We start from the raw sequence: 18,956 nt of genomic DNA on the forward strand, positions 1-18,956 counted from the left end.
GCGGCCATGACGCACGACCACGCCCATCACAGAACGGACTCCCACACGCCGGAACCGCAGGCACGTCTGCCCTGGTACCGGACCTGGACCGGACTCGGCGCCGATCGCCCCCGAGTGGGAGGGGCGTCCGGTGCGTGAGTTCGGCTCCAGGCGCATGTGGCGGGCGGCGGCAACCGTGGTTGCCGTCTGCCTGCTGGCACTTCCGGCCGGGGCACAGACCCTGCGCGACGCGGTGGAGGGGGCGTGGCGGCTCAACCCCGAGATCCGGACTCTGGAGGCGAGGCGAGGGCAGGCGGTCGCCCAGCGTGGCGCCGGGGAGTCGCTGGTCCCGGCCGCTCCGGCCGTCACGCTGCGGAACATCACCGACGTCCTGGGCCGGAACGTCGGGCGGCGCGAGTACGAGGCCGAACTCGGCGTCCCGCTGTGGCTGCCCGGCCAGGGCACGGCGACCGTCCGCGCCGCCGACGCGCTGCTGGCGCGCACCGACGCGGAGATCGCGGCGCGCCAGTTGGCGGTGGCCGGGGAGGTCCGCGCCGCGCTGTGGCAGATCGCGCTCCTTGATCGGCGCGTCGAGCTCGCGCGCCAACGCCTCGCTGTGGCGCGCCGCCTGGAGGCCGACACGCAACGGACCTCCAGGGCCGGGGAAACCTCCGAGGCCGACCACCAGCTGGCCCGTGGCGAGGCCCTCGCCGTCGCGGCGGACGTCCGTGACGAGGAACTAACCCTGGAGGAAGCCCGACAGGCGTTCCGCGCCCTGACCGGCACCACGGTGCCGAAGGCCACGCCGGAGCCCCTGATCGGCGAGCAGCCGCTTGACCGGCACCCGACGCTCCAGGCCGCCCGCCTGGGGGTGCGGTCGGCGCAGGCGCAGAAGCAGTTGGTCGACCTCTCCACCCGCGACTACCCGGAGGTCGGCGTGCTGGCCCGCAAGGAGCGGGATGTCCGCGACGAGCGCTTCGGCACCATCGTCGGCCTGTCGCTGCGCATCCCGTTCGCGGTGGAGGCCGTGAACGCGCCGAAGCGGGCCGAGGCGGCCACCGAACTCGTCCGTTCCGAGGCCGAGCAGGCCAACGCGGAGCGCACCGTCGAGACGGAGATCCGCCAGGCCCGCCTGGCCCATCAGGCGGCCAGCGAGCGCCTGTCCATCGCCCGTGACCGCGCGGCCGCCCTGAGGGGGCGCCTGACCAACGTCGAACGCGCCCGAAAGGCGGGCGAGATCAGCCTGATCGAGTTCGTGCGCGCCCAGGAAGCGGCCTTCGCGGCCGACCTCGCCCGCACCACCGCCGAAGTCCAGGTCGGCGCCGCCCGCGCCCGTCTGAACCAGTCCCTTGGAGTTCTGCCATGATCCCCCGACGCCGTCTCGCCGCGATCGCCGTCGCCGCGAGCCTTGCCGCGCCGGTCGCGTTTCCGGCCCTCGCCCCGGCCCTCGCTCACGAGGGGCATGACCATGGCGACGCCCCAACGCCGGTTATCGCCACCATGGCCCCGACCATGGAGACGTCCTCGTCGGACTTCGAACTGGTGGCGGTCGTCCAAGGCAAGACGCTGCTCGTCCACCTGGACCGCTTCGCCACCAACGAACCCGTGTCCGGCGCGACCGTCGAGGTCAGCGCCGATGGGGAAGCCGTGACCGCCGCCCCCGTCTCCGGCGAGGAGGGCGTCTACCGCCTCGACGCCGCGTGGCTGTCGAAGCCGGGGCCGCACGAGTTGACCGTGTCGGTGACGACGGCCGACGCCGCCGACCTGCTGATCGGCACGTTGGAGGTGCCGGCGTCCGCGGTCGACGCACAGCCCGGCGGTGCCCGCGGCGTCTCCGGCGTCCTCGGTCAGGTCCGGTACGATCCCGGCCTGCTGCTGGGGGCCGTGATGGTCTTCCTGCTCGGGGTGCTGACCACCGTCGCCCTGACCCAGCGGGGCCGGGCGCGCACGGTCGCCGGGGCGGCCCTGATCGGTCTCGGCCTGCTGCTGGCCAGCGGCGCCGCCTTCGCCCACGGCGGCGAGGACCACAGCCACGGCGATGAGGCGAAGGACAAGACTCCGGGAGCAGCGGCCGCGCCGACGGCGCTGACCGGCGCCCCGGACAGCCCGCGCCGCCTGCCCGACGGCAGCCTGTACGTGCCCAAGCCGTCGCAGCGCCTGCTGTCCGTGCGCACCGCGGTCGCCAAGCCGCAGGAGGCCGCGCAGACGGTCCAGCTGATCGGCCAGATCGTCGCCGACCCGAACGGCGGCGGCAATGTTCAGGCCACCCAAAGCGGCCGCATCGAGCCGGGCGAGAGGGGGCTGCCCTATGTCGGCCAGCGGGTCGAGGCGGGCCAGGTCCTGGCCTATATCGCGCCCGCCGTGAACGTGGTCGACCGCAGCGGCATCCAGCAGCAGATCGCCACGGTCGAGCAGGAGCTTGTCATCGCCGAGTCCCGCGTCCAGCGCCTGCGGCAGCTTCAGGGCAGCGTGCCGCAGCGCGACATCGACGAGGCGGAGGCCAACCTGAACGGTCTGCGCAAGCGCCGCGCCGCGCTGTCGCCGACCCTGACCACCAAGGAAGCCCTGCGCGCGCCCATCGCCGGGGTCGTCACGGCGAACAACGTCAAGGCCGGTCAGGTCATCGAGGCGCGCGACCAGGTCCTGTTCGAGATCGTCGACCCGTCGCGCCTGATGGTCGAGGCGGTCGCCTTCGACCCGCGCGTGGCCAATGCCATCAAGGCCGCCACCGCGACCACGGCGGATGGCGTCAACCTGTCCCTGGAACTCCTCGGCTCCAGCCTGGCTCTGCGCCAACAAGCCATCCCGCTGCTGTTCCGGATCAGCAATTCGCCCCAGGGGCTCGGTGTCGGCCAGCCGGTGCGGCTCGTCGCCCAGGTGCAGGGCAAGGCGTCGGGCATCGTCCTGCCGCGGCAGAGCGTGGTGCGCAGCGCCAGCGGCCAGCCCATCGTCTGGCAGCACGAAGCGCCGCAGCGCTTCGTCGCCCGTCCGGTGCGCACGCAGGCACTGGACGGCAACACGGTGCTCGTGCTGGCGGGCGTCGAGCCGGAGGCGCGCATCGTGACCGACGGCGCCGGTCTCCTCAACCAGATCCGGTAAGGAGGCCTCCTGATGTTCAATGTTCTCGTCAACACGAGCTTGCGCAACCGGCTGCTCGTCCTGGCCGCGGCGACGCTCCTGGTGGTCTACGGGTCGTTCGTGCTGCGCGACCTGCCCATCGACGTCTTTCCGGACCTGAACAAGCCCACCGTCACCTTGATGACCGAGGCCGAGGGGCTGGCGCCGGAGGAGGTCGAGCAGCTGGTCACCTACCCGCTGGAAACCTCGATGAACGGCATGCCGGGCATCACCCGCGTGCGCTCGGTCTCCGGGGTCGGCCTGTCCATCGTCTTCGTCGAGTTCGACTGGGGCACGGACATCTACCGCAACCGCCAGCAGGTGGCCGAACGCCTCGCCATCGTCCAGGGGCAGCTGCCGCCCAACGTCCGGCCGCAGATGGGGCCGATCTCGTCCATCATGGGCGAGATCATGCTGATCGCCATGAGCGGCGACGGCGTCGGCCCGATGGAGGTCCGCGAGCTTGCCGACTGGGTGGTGCGGCCCCGGCTGCTCGCCATCCCCGGCGTCAGCCAGGTCATCCCGATCGGCGGCGAGATCCGGCAGTACCGCATAGCACCCGACCCGGCGCGCCTGCACGACCTGGAGATCGGCACGGACGTGCTGGTGGCGGTGCTGCGGCAATTCTCGGCGAACACCGGCGGCGGCTTCATCGACCAGCACAGCCAGGAGTACCTGATCCGCAACATCGGCCGGACCACCCGGCTGGAGGACCTGCGCAACCTCGTCGTCGCCTACAAGGCCGGGCAGCCGATCCTGCTGCGGCAGATCGCCGACGTGGACTTCGCCGCGCGCGTGAAGCGCGGCGACGCCGGGGTCGACGGCAAGCCAGCGGTCATCCTCTCCGTCCAGAAGCAGCCCGGCGCCGACACGACGACGCTGACGGCCGAGGTCGAGAAGGCCCTGGCCGACCTGACGCAGTTCCTGCCGAAGGGGGTGAGGGCGAACGAAATCCTGTTCAAGCAGGCCAACTTCATCGACACGTCGATCCACAACGTCACGAAGGTGCTCCAGGAGGCGGTCGTCGTTGTCGCCGTCATCCTGTTCCTGTTCCTGCTGAACGTCCGCACCACGCTCATCTCGCTGACCGCCATCCCGATCTCGATCCTGATCACCGTGCTGGTGTTCAAGGCGTTCGGCATGTCGATCAACACCATGACGCTGGGCGGCCTTGCCATCGCCATCGGCGAACTGGTGGACGATGCGGTGGTGGACGTGGAGAACATCTTCCGGCGGCTGGGCGAGAACCGCCGGGCCGCCAACCCGCGGCCGGTGCTGGAGGTGGTGGCGGGCGCCTCGCAGGAGGTCCGGTCGGGCATCGTCTACGCGACGGTCATCATCATCCTGGTGTTCGTGCCGCTGTTCGCGCTGTCCGGCATCGAAGGGCGGCTGTTCGCGCCGCTGGGCGTGGCCTACATCGTCTCCATCCTGGCGAGCCTCGTCACCGCGATCACCGTCACGCCGGTGTTGTCCTACTATCTGCTCCCGAAGCTGAAGCGGCTGGATGAGCACGACAGCTGGCTGGTGCGGCGCCTGAAGGCCGGGAACGCGCGCCTGCTGGGCTGGGCCTTCGGCAACCCGCGCACGCTGTTCGCCACCGTCGGCGTCGCCGTGGTGATCGCCGCGGCCACGGTGCCGAGCCTGCCGCGCGCCTTCCTGCCGCCCTTCAACGAGGGCACGCTGACCATCTCCATGGTCCTCAACCCCGGCATCTCCCTGGCGGAGTCCAACCGGGTCGGGCTGGCCGCGGAGAAGCTCATCATGCAGGTGCCGGAGGTGAAGTCGGTCGGGCGCCGCACCGGCCGCGCCGAGCTTGACGAGCACGCGGAAGGCGTCCACTCCAGCGAGATCGACGTCGACCTCGTGCCCTCCGCCCGCAGTCGCGCCGAAGTGCTGGCCGACGTGCGGACGCGGCTGGCGGCCCTGCCGGTGTCGGTGAACATTGGCCAGCCGATCTCGCACCGGCTCGATCACATGCTGTCCGGCGTCCGCGCCGAGATCGCTCTGAAGATCTACGGCGAAGACCTGGACACCCTGCGCAGCCTGGCCGGGCAACTCCAGCAACGGCTGGAGGGCATCCCCGGGCTCGTCGACCTCCAGATCGAGAAGCAGGTCCGCATCCCGCAGGTGCAGGTCGTCGTCGACTACGAGCGCGCCGCGCTCTACGGCGTCACCCCGGCCATGGCGACGGAGGCGCTGGAGAGCCTGTCCAACGGTCGCGTGGTGTCGGAGATCGTGGACGGCACGCGGCGCTTCGACGTCGTTCTGCGCCTGTCGGACGAAGACCGCACCACCAGCGGCCTGGCGAACCTGCTGGTCGAGACCCCGGCGGGCCGGGTGCCGCTCAGCCTTTTCGCCTCGGTCGAGGAGACCGACGGCCCGAACCAGATCCTGCGTGAGAACGGCAAGCGGCGCATCGTCATCCTCGGCAACTCCGACGGCAAGACCGACATGGCGGCGATCGTCGCCGGCATCCGCGACGTGGTCGCCCGCTCGTCGCTGCCGCCGGGCACCTTCACCAGCCTGGAGGGCACCTTCCAGGCGCAGGAGGAGGCGTCCAAGACCATCGCGGCGCTGTCGATGGTGTCGCTGGCGATGATCTTCCTGGTGCTGTACAGCCGCTACCGCTCGGCGGTTCTGGCGCTCATCATCATGGGGAACGTCCCGCTGGCGCTGATCGGCAGCGTGACGGCGCTGTGGATATCCTCTCAGCCGCTGTCGGTCGCCTCGATGATCGGCTTCATCACGCTGACCGGCATTTCGACCCGCAACGGCATCCTGAAGATCAGCCACTACATCAACCTCGTCCTGCACGAGGGCGAGAGCTTCGGCAAGGCGATGGTGGTGCGCGGCAGCCAGGAGCGGCTGACCCCGGTGCTGATGACCGCCCTGTCGGCGGGCGTGGCGCTGGTGCCGCTGATGATCGGCGCCGACGCGCCGGGCAAGGAGATCCTGCACCCGGTCGCCGTCACCATCTTTGGCGGCCTGGTCAGCGCCACCTTGCTCGACACAGTCCTGACCCCGGTCCTCTTCCTCAAGCTCGGCCGCAAGCCGCTCGACCGTCTCGTCGAGGCGCGCGACGGCTCGCTGCGCCCGGCCGAGGCGTACTGACCCACCTGTCGCCGATCCAACAAAGGAACCCGCATCGTGAAGTTGTCGACTTTTCTCCTCGCCGCCGCCCTGTTCGCCGCACCGGCCACGGCCTTCGCGCACGGGCCGAGCGTCGGCCCGCACGGCGGCCCGATGACCGACGCCGGGGCGTACCACACCGAGCTCGTGCTCAAGGGCAACGATGTCGTTCTGTACGTGACCGACGGCTCGGACCAGCCGGTAGACGTGACCGGCGCCAAGGCCGAGGCGACCATCCTGGCCAACAAGCAGACCCAGAAAGTTCCGCTTCAGCCCGCGGGCGCCAACGCCCTCAAGGGACAGGCGGCCCTGGGCGGGTCCCACGACAGCGTGAAGGTGGTCACCGCGCTGACCATGCCCGGCCAGAAGACCGTCCAGGCCCGGTTCGAAGTGGGCCACGCGGGCCACTGACCGGCACACCGCCGCTGAATCCTTGAAGAAAGGAACCGTTCCATGAAACCGAAATCCAAGAAGCCCCTGATCGTCGCCATGGGCGCTGCCCTCGTTGGGGGCGCGCTGCTCGGTGCCCCCGCCTTGCTGGGCAGCGCACCGGCGGCCGCCCAGGAGGTCGAGGTCTGGAAGTCGCCGTACTGCGGCTGCTGCGAAGGCTGGGTGAAGCACATGCAGTCGGCGGGCTTCTCCATGAAGGTCCACACCGTCGAGGATGTCGATGCGGTAAAGGTCGCCAAGGGTGTGCCGGACAACCTCGTTTCCTGCCACACCGCGGTCGTGGATGGCTACGCGATCGAGGGGCACGTGCCCGCCGGCGATGTCCGGCGCTTGCTCACCGAACGGCCCAAGGTCAAGGGATTGTCCGCTCCGGGCATGCCGCAGTCCGCGCCCGGCATGGACATGCCCGGCCAAGCCTACGACGTCATCGCCTTCGGCGCGCCGGACGGCAACAGGGTCTACGCGCACCACTGAACCGGGAGTGTGAGCCCGATCCCCTGATGAGACGACTATGCAGGCTTCCACAAAGCTGAAGGTCGGCGTCGGCGTGGCCATGGCAGCGGCGATCGCCGTGGCTGGCGTCGTCATGTTCGCCGGTCCGAAGGCGGGCGCCGACCCGACCGACGCCGCGCAGGTCGCCCGCGGCAGGGCGGTCTACGCCGAACGGTGCGCGTCGTGCCATGGGCCTCGGCTGGAGGGCCAGCCGAACTGGCAGAGCCGCAAGCCGGACGGCCGCCTGCCCGCGCCGCCCCACGACGCCTCCGGACACACGTGGCATCACCCGGACGAGGACCTCTTCAAGATCACCAAGGACGGCGTTGCGGCGTTCGCCCCGCCTGGCTACGTGAGCGACATGCCCGCATTCAGCGGCGTGTTGAGCGACGCCGACATCTGGGCCGTCCTGGCCTTCATCAAGAGCTCCTGGCCGGAAGAAACCCGGCGCCGTCACGCCGCCATGAGCGCGCGGGCGGGTAAGTGAGGAGAGGAAGGGATCGGCCTGCACCACGGACTTGACCTTCCAATCGCTGGAAGGCGGAGCATGGGTTCCACAGTCGCCGCCACACCGTGATGCCGGGTGGCGCCACGCAACACCGGGGCACCGACGCCGGGCATGCGAAGGGAGAAGCGAACATGAACGACCTGCACCACCGCCATGAGCACCCGCATCATCATGCCGGTCCCGACGACCGGGCCAAGGTGAAGGATCCCGTGTGCGGCATGATGGTCGACCCGGAGCGGACCGCGCACCACGCAGAGCATAATGGGCACACATTCCACTTCTGCTCGGCGCGCTGTCACGACACGTTCGTCGCTGCCCCGGAGCGATACCTGAAGCCGGAGGCCAGGCCCGCGGCCCCGGAGCAGGCCGGGCGGGCCTCGCCCCAGAAGGGCGTCATCTACACCTGCCCGATGCACCCGGAAATCCGCCAGGAGGGTCCGGGCAACTGCCCCATCTGCGGCATGGCCCTGGAGCCCGTCGGCGCGAGCGTCGAGGAGGGCCCCAACCCCGAACTCGTCGACATGACGCGGCGGTTCTGGATCGGCTTGGCGCTCAGCGTGCCGCTGCTGGTCCTGGAGATGGGCAGCCACATTCCGGCCCTTGGACTCCATGACCTGGTGCCGCCGCGAATCTCCGTCTGGATTCAGTTCCTCCTCGCGACGCCGGTCGTGCTGTGGGCGGGCTGGCCGCTGCTGGAGCGCGGCTGGCGGTCGGTGGTCAACCGCAGCCTGAACATGTTCTCGCTGATCGCGCTGGGCGTCGGCGTCGCCTACGTCTTCAGCCTGGTCGCCACCGTCCTGCCGGGCCTCTTCCCGCCGTCGTTCCGCGGCATGGGCGGGGTGGTGGCCGTCTACTACGAGGCGGCGGCCGTCATTACGGTGCTGGTGCTGCTGGGGCAGGTGCTCGAGCTCCGCGCCCGCGAGCAGACCGGCGGCGCCATCCGCGCCCTGCTGAACCTGGCGCCCAAGACCGCGCGCCGCGTCCGGGAAAACGGCGAGGACGAGGAGGTCCCGCTCGACCAGGTGCATGTGGGCGACCGGCTGCGCGTCCGCCCGGGCGACGGCGTTCCGGTCGACGGCGAGGTGCTGGAGGGTCGCAGCGCCGTGGACGAATCGATGGTCACCGGCGAGAGCATGCCGGTCGGGAAGGAGCCCGGCGCCAAGGTGATCGGCGGCACCGTCAACCAGACGGGTGCGCTGGTGATGCGGGCGGACAAGGTCGGCTCCGACACCATGCTGTCGCGCATCGTGACCATGGTCGCCGAGGCCCAGCGCTCGCGGGCGCCGATCCAACGCATGGCCGATGTGGTCTCCGGCTATTTTGTGCCGACGGTCATCCTGGTCGCCATTCTGGCCTTCATCGGCTGGATGATGTGGGGGCCGGAGCCCGCCTTCGCCTACGCACTGATCGCGGCGGTGTCGGTGCTCATCATCGCGTGCCCCTGCGCGCTCGGGCTGGCGACGCCGATGTCGATCATGGTCGGGGTCGGCAAGGGCGCGACCGCGGGCGTGCTCATCAAGGACGCGGCGTCCCTGGAGCGGTTCGAGAAGGTCGACACGCTGGTCGTCGACAAGACCGGCACGCTGACCGAGGGCAAGCCCCGGGTGACGGCGGTGGTCCCGGTGCCGGACGTCGACGAGGCGACGCTGCTGTCGCTGGCGGCCAGCCTGGAGCGGTCGAGCGAGCACCCGCTGGCCGCCGCCATCGTCGCGGCGGCCAAGGAGCGAGGGCTACCCATGCATGAGGTCGCCGGCTTCGGATCCGTGACCGGCAAGGGTGTGCATGGCAGCGTCGGCAGCCATCTCGTCTTCCTGGGCAACGCCGCGATGATGCGGGACCAGGGCATCGCGCTGGGCGACCTGGAGGCGCGCGCCGATGACCTCCGGCGCGAAGGCGCCACGGCGCTGTTCGCCGCCATCGATGGCCGCCCCGGCGGCGTCATCGCGGTGGCCGACCCGATCAAGGCGAGCACGCCACAGGCCCTGGAGACGCTGCGGGCCGACGGCGTGCGGATCGTGATGCTGACCGGCGACAACCGGACCACGGCGGAGGCCGTGGCGCGCCGCCTGGGCATTGACGAGGTCGAGGCCGAGGTGCTGCCGGACCAGAAGCACCGTGTCGTCCGCAAGCTGAAGTCGGAGGGCCGCGTGGTGGCGATGGCCGGCGACGGCGTGAACGATGCCCCGGCGCTCGCCGAGGCCGATGTCGGCGTGGCCATGGGCACCGGGACGGAGGTGGCGATCCAGAGCGCCGGGGTCACGCTGGTGAAGGGCGACTTGGCGGGGATCGCGCGGGCGCGGGTCCTGAGCCGGGCGACCATGGGGAACATCCGGCAGAACCTCTTCCTGGCCTTCGTCTACAACGCCCTCGGCGTGCCGGTTGCGGCGGGCGTCTTCTACCCGCTGTTCGGCTGGACGTTGAACCCGATCATCGCCGCCGCGGCGATGGCCTTGAGTTCCGTCTCGGTGATCGGAAACGCCCTCCGGTTGCGCGGGCAGACGCTGTGATCGTACGTGTGCCTGCGCCATGCAGCGCCGTCACCCCTGGGTCTCGGAAGGCGGGGCCCTGGCGGGCCCTCGACGCGCTAGACTCGCAACGTGGAAGAAACTTGGGGCGATTCCGGTTGCCGCCGGGGGCGACCCGATCTGTCAGCTTGTCTATGATTGGAAAGCTTGAAATTCGTAGGTTGGGTGGAGCGCAGCGCAACCCAACAGCGTTGCCATGTGGCGTGTGTTGGGTTGCGCTGACGCTCCACCCAACCTACGGATCCGTTTAAGCTTTCTCCTCAACCCGCCCAGCTTGCGTGAAGAGGTACGGCACGAAGCTGCGGTGCGATTCGTCCACCGAGAGTTGGCTGCCGATGGGCGGGAAGGCGCGTTGCTGGCAGTCGGTGCGCTCGCAGATGCGGCAGTTCACGCCGATCGGAACAGCGGCGGCCTCGTTCGAGGTGTCGATGCCCGCGGCGTAGACGATCTCGTTGGCGTAGGTCGCCTCGCAGCCGAGCCCGACGGCGAACTGCCGTGACGGCTTCAGGTAGGCGCCGCCGCGCTTGGTCACCGTGCGGGCGATGCCGATGTAGGTGGTGCGGTCGGGCATGGTGGCGAACTGCACCAGGATCTTGCCGGGCTGGGCGAAGGCCTCGTGCACGTTCCACAGGGGGCAGGCGCCGCCGAAGCGGGCGAAGTGGAAGCGGGTGGCCGAGTGCCGCTTGGTGATGTTGCCGGCCATGTCCACCCGCACGAAGTAGAAGGGCAGGCCGCGCGCCCCCGGCCGCTGCATGGTGGACAGGCGGTGGCAGACCTGCTCGAAGCTGGCGCCGAAGCGGCTTTGCAGCTGCTCCACGTCGTGGCGGAGCGCGCGGGCCTGGGCGGCGAAGGCGCGGTAGGGCATGACCAGCGCGCCTGCGAAGTAGTTCGCAAGCCCGACCCGGCAGATTGACTTGGCGTCCTCGCTGGAGAATTTCGCCTGGGCGACCAGCTCCTCGATGGCGTCGCCGAAGCCCAGCAGAGCGATCTGGTGGGCCATGTGGAAGGCGCGGCTGGGGCCGTTCAGCAGGGCGGACAGGCGCAGCGTGCCGGTCGTCTCGTCATAGCTGCGCATCGCCGTGTCGCCGTCGTCGGCGACGATCTTCACGCGCACGTCGTGGCGGCGCTTCAGCAGGGCGGCCAGCTCGTTCAGCAGGGCGCCGTTGTGGATCTTCTCCCGGTCCCACAGCTGCTCCGCCGCCTCGTCCAGCGGGCCGATGTAGTTGTTGCAGTAGTGGAAATAGTCGCGGACCTCCTCATAGGGAAACTGGGGACCGGCGAAGGCGTCGCCCCGTTCCTGGTTCGACAGGCTGTCGGCCAGCGACTGCACCCGCTCGTGCAGCTTCTGGTACGCCTGATGGAGGCTGAGCACCCGGCGCGCCAGTTCCGGGCTGGATCCCACGGCGCTGCGAAGTTCCGCGTTGGTCAGGGGTGCGCCCGCGAACAGCGGGTCGGCCAGGGCCTCGCGCAGGTCGGCGACGAGCCGGCTGTCCTCGTCCTCCACGAAGTTGGACAGGTCCACCTCGAACACGGCGGAGATCTTCAGCAGCACCGGCAGGGTCAGCGGGCGCTGGTTGTTTTCCAGCTGATTCAGGTAGCTGGGCGAAAGGTCCAGCGTCTTGGCGAGCGCCGCCTGGGTCAGGCCGCGCTGCTCGCGCAGGCGGCGCAGCTTGTAGCCGAGATAGAGCTTCTGCATCGAACCGTTCTACCACCCGCGGGTTAGGCTGAAGTGCATATTCGCAACCTTGGCAAACTATGCCCTGTGTTTGCAAAGATGTTCGCAACTTCGCACATTTTTCCCCGACGGCCAATTGCCCTCTTGCGAATCTTGTGAATAATCCACGCATTCCGGCGCGGGGACGCCTCGCAAACTCCGCATCCCCGCCGCACGCCAAAGTGGGAAACGCCTGATGCAAGAAATTCTGGCCAAGTTGGAGTCCATGCGCGCTGGCGCGCGGCTGGGCGGCGGTGAAAAGCGCATCGCGTCCCAGCACGCCAAGGGCAAGCTGACCGCACGCGAACGTATCGAACTGTTCCTCGACGAAGGCTCGTTCGAGGAATTCGACATGTTCGTCCAGCATCGCTGCAACGACTTCGGCATGGAAGACCAGAAGGTGCCGGGCGACGGCGTGGTGACCGGCCACGGCACCGTCAACGGCCGGCTCGTCTTCGTCTTCAGCCAGGATTTCACCGTGTTCGGCGGCTCCCTGTCGGAAGCGCACGCGGAAAAGATCTGCAAGATCATGGACCAAGCCATGAAGGTCGGGGCGCCCGTGATCGGCCTGAACGATTCGGGCGGCGCCCGCATCCAGGAGGGCGTGGCCTCGCTCGGCGGCTACGCCGAGGTGTTCCAGCGCAACGTCAACGCCTCGGGCGTCATCCCGCAGATCTCCCTGATCATGGGGCCGTGCGCGGGCGGTGCGGTGTACTCCCCGGCCATGACCGACTTCATCTTCATGGTGAAGGACAGCTCCTACATGTTCGTGACCGGTCCGGACGTCGTGAAGACCGTCACGCACGAGGTCGTCACGGCGGAGGAACTGGGCGGTGCGGTCACGCATTCCAGCAAGTCCGGCGTCGCCGACATGGCCTTCGAGAACGACGTGGAGGCGCTGCTCCAACTGCGCCGCTTCATCGACTTCCTGCCGGCCTCCAACCGCGAGAAGGCGCCGGAGCGCCCCTGCGCCGACCCGATCGACCGCGACGACCTGTCGCTCGACACGCTGGTGCCGGAGAACCCGAACAAGCCCTACGACATGAAGGAGCTGATCCTCAAGACGGTCGACGAGGGCGACTTCTTCGAGCTTCAGCCCGACTACGCCAAGAACATCATCATCGGCTTCGGCCGCATGAACGGTTCCACCGTCGGCATCGTCGCCAACCAGCCGATGGTGCTGGCCGGCTGCCTGGACATCGACAGCTCCAAGAAGGCCGCGCGCTTCGTGCGCTTCTGCGACGCCTTCGAGATCCCGATCCTGACCCTGGTGGACGTCCCCGGCTTCATGCCCGGCACCAGCCAGGAATACAACGGCATCATCAAGCACGGCGCCAAGCTGCTGTTCGCCTACGCCGAGGCGACCGTGCCGAAGATCACCGTCATCACCCGCAAGGCCTACGGCGGCGCCTACGACGTGATGTCGTCCAAGCACCTGCGCGGCGACATCAACTACGCCTGGCCCACGGCGGAAATCGCGGTGATGGGGCCGAAGGGTGCCGTGGAGATCATCTTCCGCGGCGACATCGGCGACACCGCCAAGATCGAGGCGCGCACCGAGGAGTACCGGCAGAAGTTCGCGAACCCGTTCGTGGCGGCGTCGCGCGGCTACATCGACGACGTCATCATGCCGCACGGCACGCGCCGGCGCGTCATCAAGGCGCTGTCCATGCTGAAGAACAAGCAGCTCCAGAATCCCTGGCGCAAGCACGACAACATCCCGCTCTGAGGGCGCCGCGCCATGACGACCATGTTCTCCAAGATCCTGATCGCGAACCGCGGCGAGATCGCCTGCCGCGTCATCCGCACCGCGCGCCGCATGGGCATCAAGACGGTCGCCGTCTATTCGGACGCCGACAAGAACGCCCTGCATGTGGAGATGGCCGACGAGGCCGTCCACATCGGTGCCGCCCCGTCGGCGCAGAGCTACCTGCTGATCGACCGCATCGTCGACGCTTGCCGGAAGACCGGCGCCCAGGCCGTCCACCCCGGCTACGGCTTCCTGTCGGAAAAGCGTGAGTTCCAGGAGGCGCTGGCCGCCGCCGGCATCGCCTTCATCGGCCCGGACGCCCACGCCATCCAGGCCATGGGCGACAAAATCGAGTCGAAGAAGCTCGCCAAGGCCGCCGGCGTCAGCACGGTGCCGGGCTATCTGGGCGTGATCGCCGACGACAGCGAGGCGGTCTCCATCGCCCGCGACATCGGCTATCCGGTGATGATCAAGGCCTCGGCCGGCGGCGGCGGCAAGGGCATGCGCGTGGCCTGGAACGACGAGGAGGCCCGCGAAGGCTTCCGCTCCGCCCAGAACGAGGCGCGCTCCTCCTTCGCCGACGACCGCGTCTTCGTCGAGAAGTACATCCAGCAGCCGCGCCACATCGAGATCCAGGTGCTGGCCGACGGGCAGGGCACGGCCCTGTATCTGGGCGAGCGCGAATGCTCGATCCAGCGCCGCCACCAGAAGGTCATCGAGGAGGCCCCGTCGCCGTTCCTTGACGCCGCCACCCGCAAGGCGATGGGCGAGCAGGCCGTGGCCCTGGCGCGCGCCGTGGACTACAAGTCCGCCGGCACGGTCGAGTTCATCGTGGACGCGGAGCGCAACTTCTACTTCCTGGAGATGAACACCCGCCTCCAGGTGGAGCATCCGGTCACCGAGCTGATCACCGGCTTCGACCTCGTGGAGCTGATGATCCGCGTCGCCGCCGGCGAGAAGCTCACCATCAAGCAGGAAGACGTCCGCCTGCACGGCTGGGCCATCGAGGCGCGCGTCTACGCCGAGGATCCGTTCCGCAACTTCCTGCCCTCCACCGGCCGCCTGACGCACTACCGTCCGCCGTCGGAGGACCCGCACGTCCGCGTCGACACCGGCGTGTACGAGGGCGGCGAGATCTCCATGTTCTACGACCCCATGATCGCCAAGCTGTGCAGCTGGGGTTCGACGCGCGACGCGGCCATCGCCCGCATGCGCGAGGCGCTGGACCAGTATTACATCCGCGGCGTCAGCCACAACATCCCGTTCCTGGCCTCGCTGATGGCGAACCAGCGCTTCGTGGACGGCCGGCTGACCACGAACTTCATCGCCGAGGAATACCCGAACGGCTTCCACGCCTCCGACCTGCCGCCGGAGGATCCGGCGGTCCTGATCGCCGTGGCCGCCGTCATCCACCGCAGCCTGAACGACCGCGACATCCTGATCAGCGGCAAGATGCCGGGCAACAAGGTCAAGGTGCGCGACGACTGGGTCGTGGTCATCGACGGCACCCAGCACCCGGTGCACCTGCACCCGTGCGACGGCAGCCCGCAGCGCATCGGCTACACCGTCGACATCGCCGGCAAGCACCACACGGTGTGGAGCGACTGGACGCTGGGCGAGCCGCTGTTCCGCGGCACGGTCAACGGCGAGCATGTCTGCCTCCAGGTCGACCGCGTCGGCGTCGGCTATCGCCTGTTCCACGCCGGGTCGCAGGCGGTCGTCAAGGTGCTGACGCCGAAGGCGGCGCAGTACGACGCGCTGATGCCGGTGAAGGCGCCGCCGGACATGTCCAAGTTCCTGCTGTCGCCGATGCCCGGCCTGCTCGTCTCGGTCGCCGTGTCCGAAGGGCAGGAGGTCAAGGCCGGCGAGGTGCTGGCCGTGGTCGAGGCCATGAAGATGGAAAACATCCTGCGCGCGGCGCAGGATGGCGTGGTGTCCAAGGTGCACGCGACGGCGGGATCCAGCCTGGCCGTTGACCAGAAGATCCTGGAGTTCGCGTAAGCAACGCGGGCTCCGGACCAAGAACGAGACACATAGGGAAAAGGGAACGCAGGATGGCTTACGGAACCACGCTTACGCAGCGCGCCACCTCGTTGCTGGACACGGTCGCCCCGAAGGGCGGCTTGGTCACGGCAACGGCGGCGGCGGTGCTCGGCAGCGCGCTGCTGGCCGTCTCGGCCAAGGTGCAGGTGCCCTTCTGGCCGGTGCCGATGACGATGCAGAGCATGGTCGTCATCCTGCTCGGCATGGCCTACGGCAGCCGCCTCGCCATGGCGACGGTGCTGCTGTACCTGCTGGAAGGCCTCGCCGGCCTGCCGGTCTTCGCCGGTGCGGGCGCCGGTCCGGCTTACATGGCGGGGCCGACGGCCGGCTACCTGCTGGGCTTCGTCCTGGCCGCCGGCGCCACCGGCTGGCTGGCCGAGCGCGGCTGGGACCGCAGCCCGCTGAAGGCGGTCGCCGCCCTGGCGCTTGGGCACGCGCTGCTGTTCGTGCCGGGCGTGGCGTGGCTGGCGGTGCTGTTCGGGGGTGAGAAGGCGGTCGCCGTCGGCCTGACCCCGTTCCTGGCCGCGACGGTGCTGAAGACCGCGCTGGGGGCCGCGATCATGCAGGCCGCCTGGACGGTCGTCGCGCGCCGGTCGCGGGTGTAAGAGCGCAAGAGTATTGCCCCCACCCTAACCCTCCCCCGCTTCGCGGTGGAGGGGACCAAACTCCCTCTCCCGCGCAGCGGGGGAGGGCCGGGGAGGGGGCAAAACGTCTTTCCACATTGATCATTCCAAGAATTTCCATACCAAAGCCGTGTCGAGGAGGCGTCCCATGAGCGATTTCCCGAAGAAGACCCTGGCCGACTGGCAGGCGCTGGCGGGCAAGGACATCGGTGCCGGCGGGAAACTGGACGACCTGGTCTGGCAGACGCCGGAAGGTCTCGACGTCAAGGCGCTCTACACGGCCGCGGACCTGGAGGGGCTGGAACTCGACAGCCTGCCGGGCTTCCCGCCCTTCACGCGCGGGCCCCGCGCGACGATGTACGCGGTGAAGCCCTGGACCATCCGCCAGTACGCCGGCTTCTCCACCGCCGAGGAGTCGAACGCCTTCTACAAGGCGAACCTGAAGGCCGGCCAGATGGGCCTGTCGGTCGCCTTCGACCTCGCCACCCACCGCGGCTATGACAGCGACCACCCGCGCGTCGTCGGCGACGTCGGCAAGGCCGGCGTGGCGATCGACAGCGTCGAGGACATGAAGATCCTCTTCGACGGCATCCCGCTCGACAAGATGTCGGTGTCGATGACCATGAACGGCGCCGTGCTGCCGATCCTCGCCGGCTACATCGTCGCGGCGGAGGAGCAGGGCGTCTCCCAGGACAAGCTCAGCGGCACCATCCAGAACGACATCCTCAAGGAGTTCATGGTCCGCAACACCTACATCTATCCGCCCGAACCCTCGATGCGAATCATCGCCGACATCATCGAGTACACGGCGCACAACATGCCGAAGTTCAACTCGATCTCCATCTCCGGCTACCACATGCAGGAGGCCGGCGCGACCGCGGTGCAGGAGCTGGCCTTCACCATCGCCGACGGCCTGGAATACGTCCGCGCCGCCATGTCGAAGGGCCTGCCGGTCGACAAGTTCGCGCCGCGCCTGTCCTTCTTCTTCTCCATCGGCATGAACTTCTTCATGGAGATCGCCAAGCTGCGCGCCGCGCGCCTGCTGTGGTCGACCCTGATGAAGCAGAAGTTCGACCCGAAGGACGCGCGCTCGCTCGCCCTGCGCACCCACTGCCAGACCTCGGGCGTCTCCCTGACGGAGCAGGACCCCTACAACAACGTCATCCGCACCACCATCGAGGCGATGGCCGCGGTTCTGGGCGGCACGCAGTCGCTGCACACCAACGCCTTCGACGAGGCGCTGGGCCTGCCGACCAAGTTCTCCGCCCGCATCGCCCGCAACACGCAGCTGATCATCGCCGAGGAGTCGGGGGTGACCAACGTGGTCGATCCGCTCGGCGGCTCCTTCTACATCGAGCATCTGACCCACAGCCTCGCCAACGCCGCCCTTGAGCTGATCAACAAGGTCGAGGACATGGGCGGCATGACCAAGGCGGTGGAGGGCGGCATGCCCAAGCTGCTGATCGAGGAGGCCGCGGCCCGCCGCCAAGCCGCCGTCGACCGCGGCGAGGAGGTGATCGTCGGCGTCAACAAGTACCGTCCGGAGAACCCGGAGATGGTCGACGTGCTGGACATCGACAACACCGCCGTCCGCGAGTCGCAGATCGCCCGCCTGAACCAGGTCCGCGCCAGCCGCGACGAGGCCAAGTGCCGCGCGGCGCTGGAGGCCCTGACCAAGGCCGCGGCCGAGAAGACCGGCAACCTGCTGGCGCTGTCGGTCGAGGCGACCCGCGCCCGCGCCACGGTCGGCGAGATCTCCGACGCACTGGAGAAGGCCTTCACCCGCCACGTGGCGGTCATCCGCTCCGTCTCCGGCGTCTACGGCGCGGCCTATGAGGGCGACGAGGGATTCCGGAAGATCCAGGAGGAGGTGTCGGCCTTCGCCGCCGAGGAAGGCCGCCGGCCGCGCATCCTCGTGGTGAAGATGGGCCAGGACGGCCACGACCGCGGTGCCAAGGTCATCGCGACCAGCTTCGCCGACATCGGTTTCGACGTGGACATCGGGCCGCTGTTCCAGACCCCGGAGGAGGCCGCCCGTCAGGCGGTGGAGAACGACGTGCACGTCATCGGCGTGTCGTCCCAGGCCGCCGGCCACAAGACGCTGGTGCCGCAGCTGGTCAACGAGCTGCGCAAGCAGGGCGCCGGCGACATCCTGGTGGTGTGCGGCGGCGTGATCCCGCCGCAGGACTACGATTACCTGTATCAGGCGGGTGCGGCCGCCATCTACGGCCCCGGCACCAACATCCCAAAGGCTGCCTCGGACATCCTGGCCATCCTGCGCAAGCAGAAGGCCGCGGCGTAAGCATGGGCGAGGGGGCGCCGCCCCCTCGCGCTCTCCCTCGCGCTCTCCCTCGCGCTCTCCACCGGGGGGCCGAACGGTCCCTGGACACCGATCGGTCTTATACGCATATTGCGTGCGCATGAATGCTGTGGGGGAGACGACGGATGTCCCGTGGAGCGGCGCACAGGAAACCGACCAACGTCTCCGCAAAGCCTGTTGAGCAATCCGTCGCCGAAGCCAAAAGGCAAGGATGGATCGAGGAAAATCGCCCCGCTTTCGATGCCTACGACGCCTTTGTTGAAAGGCATGGCGTCTTCAGCGATGGAAAGCGCCTGTTCTGATGCG

The 18,956-nt window shown here is 69.0% G+C and carries 13 protein-coding genes; 12 read left to right on the top strand and 1 reads right to left on the bottom strand.

Going from position 1 to position 18,956, the window contains the following annotated elements:
- The first annotated feature begins 130 nt into the window (after positions 1 to 130).
- The 7 genes from J2851_RS12295 to J2851_RS12325 all read left to right on the top strand — a co-directional run bounded on the left by J2851_RS12295 (position 131) and on the right by J2851_RS12325 (position 10,182).
- On the top strand, positions 131 to 1,345 hold the full coding sequence (locus J2851_RS12295; protein ID WP_209766560.1) for a TolC family protein: 1,215 nt from the start codon (positions 131 to 133) through the stop codon (positions 1,343 to 1,345).
- Entirely contained in the window at positions 1,342 to 3,078 is a 1,737-nt protein-coding gene (locus tag J2851_RS12300) for an HlyD family efflux transporter periplasmic adaptor subunit (protein WP_209766561.1), read from the top strand. The genes J2851_RS12295 and J2851_RS12300 overlap by 4 nt, the downstream gene beginning before the upstream one ends.
- 12 nt (positions 3,079 to 3,090) lie before the next feature.
- Positions 3,091 to 6,207 (top strand): efflux RND transporter permease subunit, encoded by a 3,117-nt coding sequence (locus J2851_RS12305; RefSeq protein WP_209766562.1) that lies wholly within the window; start codon positions 3,091 to 3,093, stop codon positions 6,205 to 6,207.
- A 36-nt stretch (positions 6,208 to 6,243) separates the two neighbouring features.
- The gene (locus tag J2851_RS12310; protein WP_209766563.1) at positions 6,244 to 6,636 is read left to right on the top strand and encodes a hypothetical protein; all 393 of its coding nucleotides are present in this window, start codon (positions 6,244 to 6,246) and stop codon (positions 6,634 to 6,636) included.
- A gap of 42 nt (positions 6,637 to 6,678) precedes the next feature.
- The gene (locus J2851_RS12315) at positions 6,679 to 7,149 is read left to right on the top strand and encodes a DUF411 domain-containing protein (RefSeq protein WP_209766564.1); all 471 of its coding nucleotides are present in this window, start codon (positions 6,679 to 6,681) and stop codon (positions 7,147 to 7,149) included.
- 37 nt (positions 7,150 to 7,186) lie between these two features.
- A complete protein-coding gene (locus J2851_RS12320; RefSeq protein ID WP_246500596.1) occupies positions 7,187 to 7,654 on the top strand; it encodes a c-type cytochrome in 468 nt (155 codons plus the stop codon).
- A gap of 152 nt (positions 7,655 to 7,806) precedes the next feature.
- A complete protein-coding gene (locus J2851_RS12325; RefSeq protein ID WP_209766565.1) occupies positions 7,807 to 10,182 on the top strand; it encodes a heavy metal translocating P-type ATPase in 2,376 nt (791 codons plus the stop codon).
- A gap of 265 nt (positions 10,183 to 10,447) precedes the next feature.
- On the opposite strand, the gene J2851_RS12330 is transcribed toward J2851_RS12325, so the two are convergent.
- Positions 10,448 to 11,896, bottom strand: a complete 1,449-nt coding sequence (locus J2851_RS12330; protein ID WP_209766566.1) for a helix-turn-helix domain-containing protein — start codon at positions 11,894 to 11,896, stop codon at positions 10,448 to 10,450.
- Between the two features lie 214 nt (positions 11,897 to 12,110).
- Here J2851_RS12330 and J2851_RS12335 point away from each other — a divergent pair, with 214 nt between their 5' ends.
- The 5 genes from J2851_RS12335 to J2851_RS12355 all read left to right on the top strand — a co-directional run bounded on the left by J2851_RS12335 (position 12,111) and on the right by J2851_RS12355 (position 18,952).
- A complete protein-coding gene (locus J2851_RS12335) occupies positions 12,111 to 13,643 on the top strand; it encodes an acyl-CoA carboxylase subunit beta (protein WP_209766567.1) in 1,533 nt (510 codons plus the stop codon).
- A 21-nt stretch (positions 13,644 to 13,664) separates the two neighbouring features.
- Positions 13,665 to 15,665, top strand: coding sequence for an acetyl-CoA carboxylase biotin carboxylase subunit (locus J2851_RS12340; protein ID WP_209766601.1), 2,001 nt, complete (start codon positions 13,665 to 13,667; stop codon positions 15,663 to 15,665).
- Between the two features lie 53 nt (positions 15,666 to 15,718).
- The gene (locus J2851_RS12345) at positions 15,719 to 16,312 is read left to right on the top strand and encodes a biotin transporter BioY (protein WP_209766568.1); all 594 of its coding nucleotides are present in this window, start codon (positions 15,719 to 15,721) and stop codon (positions 16,310 to 16,312) included.
- A 166-nt stretch (positions 16,313 to 16,478) separates the two neighbouring features.
- Entirely contained in the window at positions 16,479 to 18,632 is a 2,154-nt protein-coding gene (gene scpA / locus J2851_RS12350) for a methylmalonyl-CoA mutase (RefSeq protein WP_209766569.1), read from the top strand.
- A 143-nt stretch (positions 18,633 to 18,775) separates the two neighbouring features.
- Positions 18,776 to 18,952: a type II toxin-antitoxin system CcdA family antitoxin gene (locus tag J2851_RS12355; RefSeq protein WP_209766570.1), complete on the top strand. Its 177-nt coding sequence runs from the start codon at positions 18,776 to 18,778 to the stop codon at positions 18,950 to 18,952.
- Positions 18,953 to 18,956 lie beyond the last annotated feature (4 nt).

Origin of the sequence: Azospirillum rugosum (assembly GCF_017876155.1) — a bacterium.
In the GTDB taxonomy this organism is placed as follows: domain Bacteria; phylum Pseudomonadota; class Alphaproteobacteria; order Azospirillales; family Azospirillaceae; genus Azospirillum; species Azospirillum rugosum.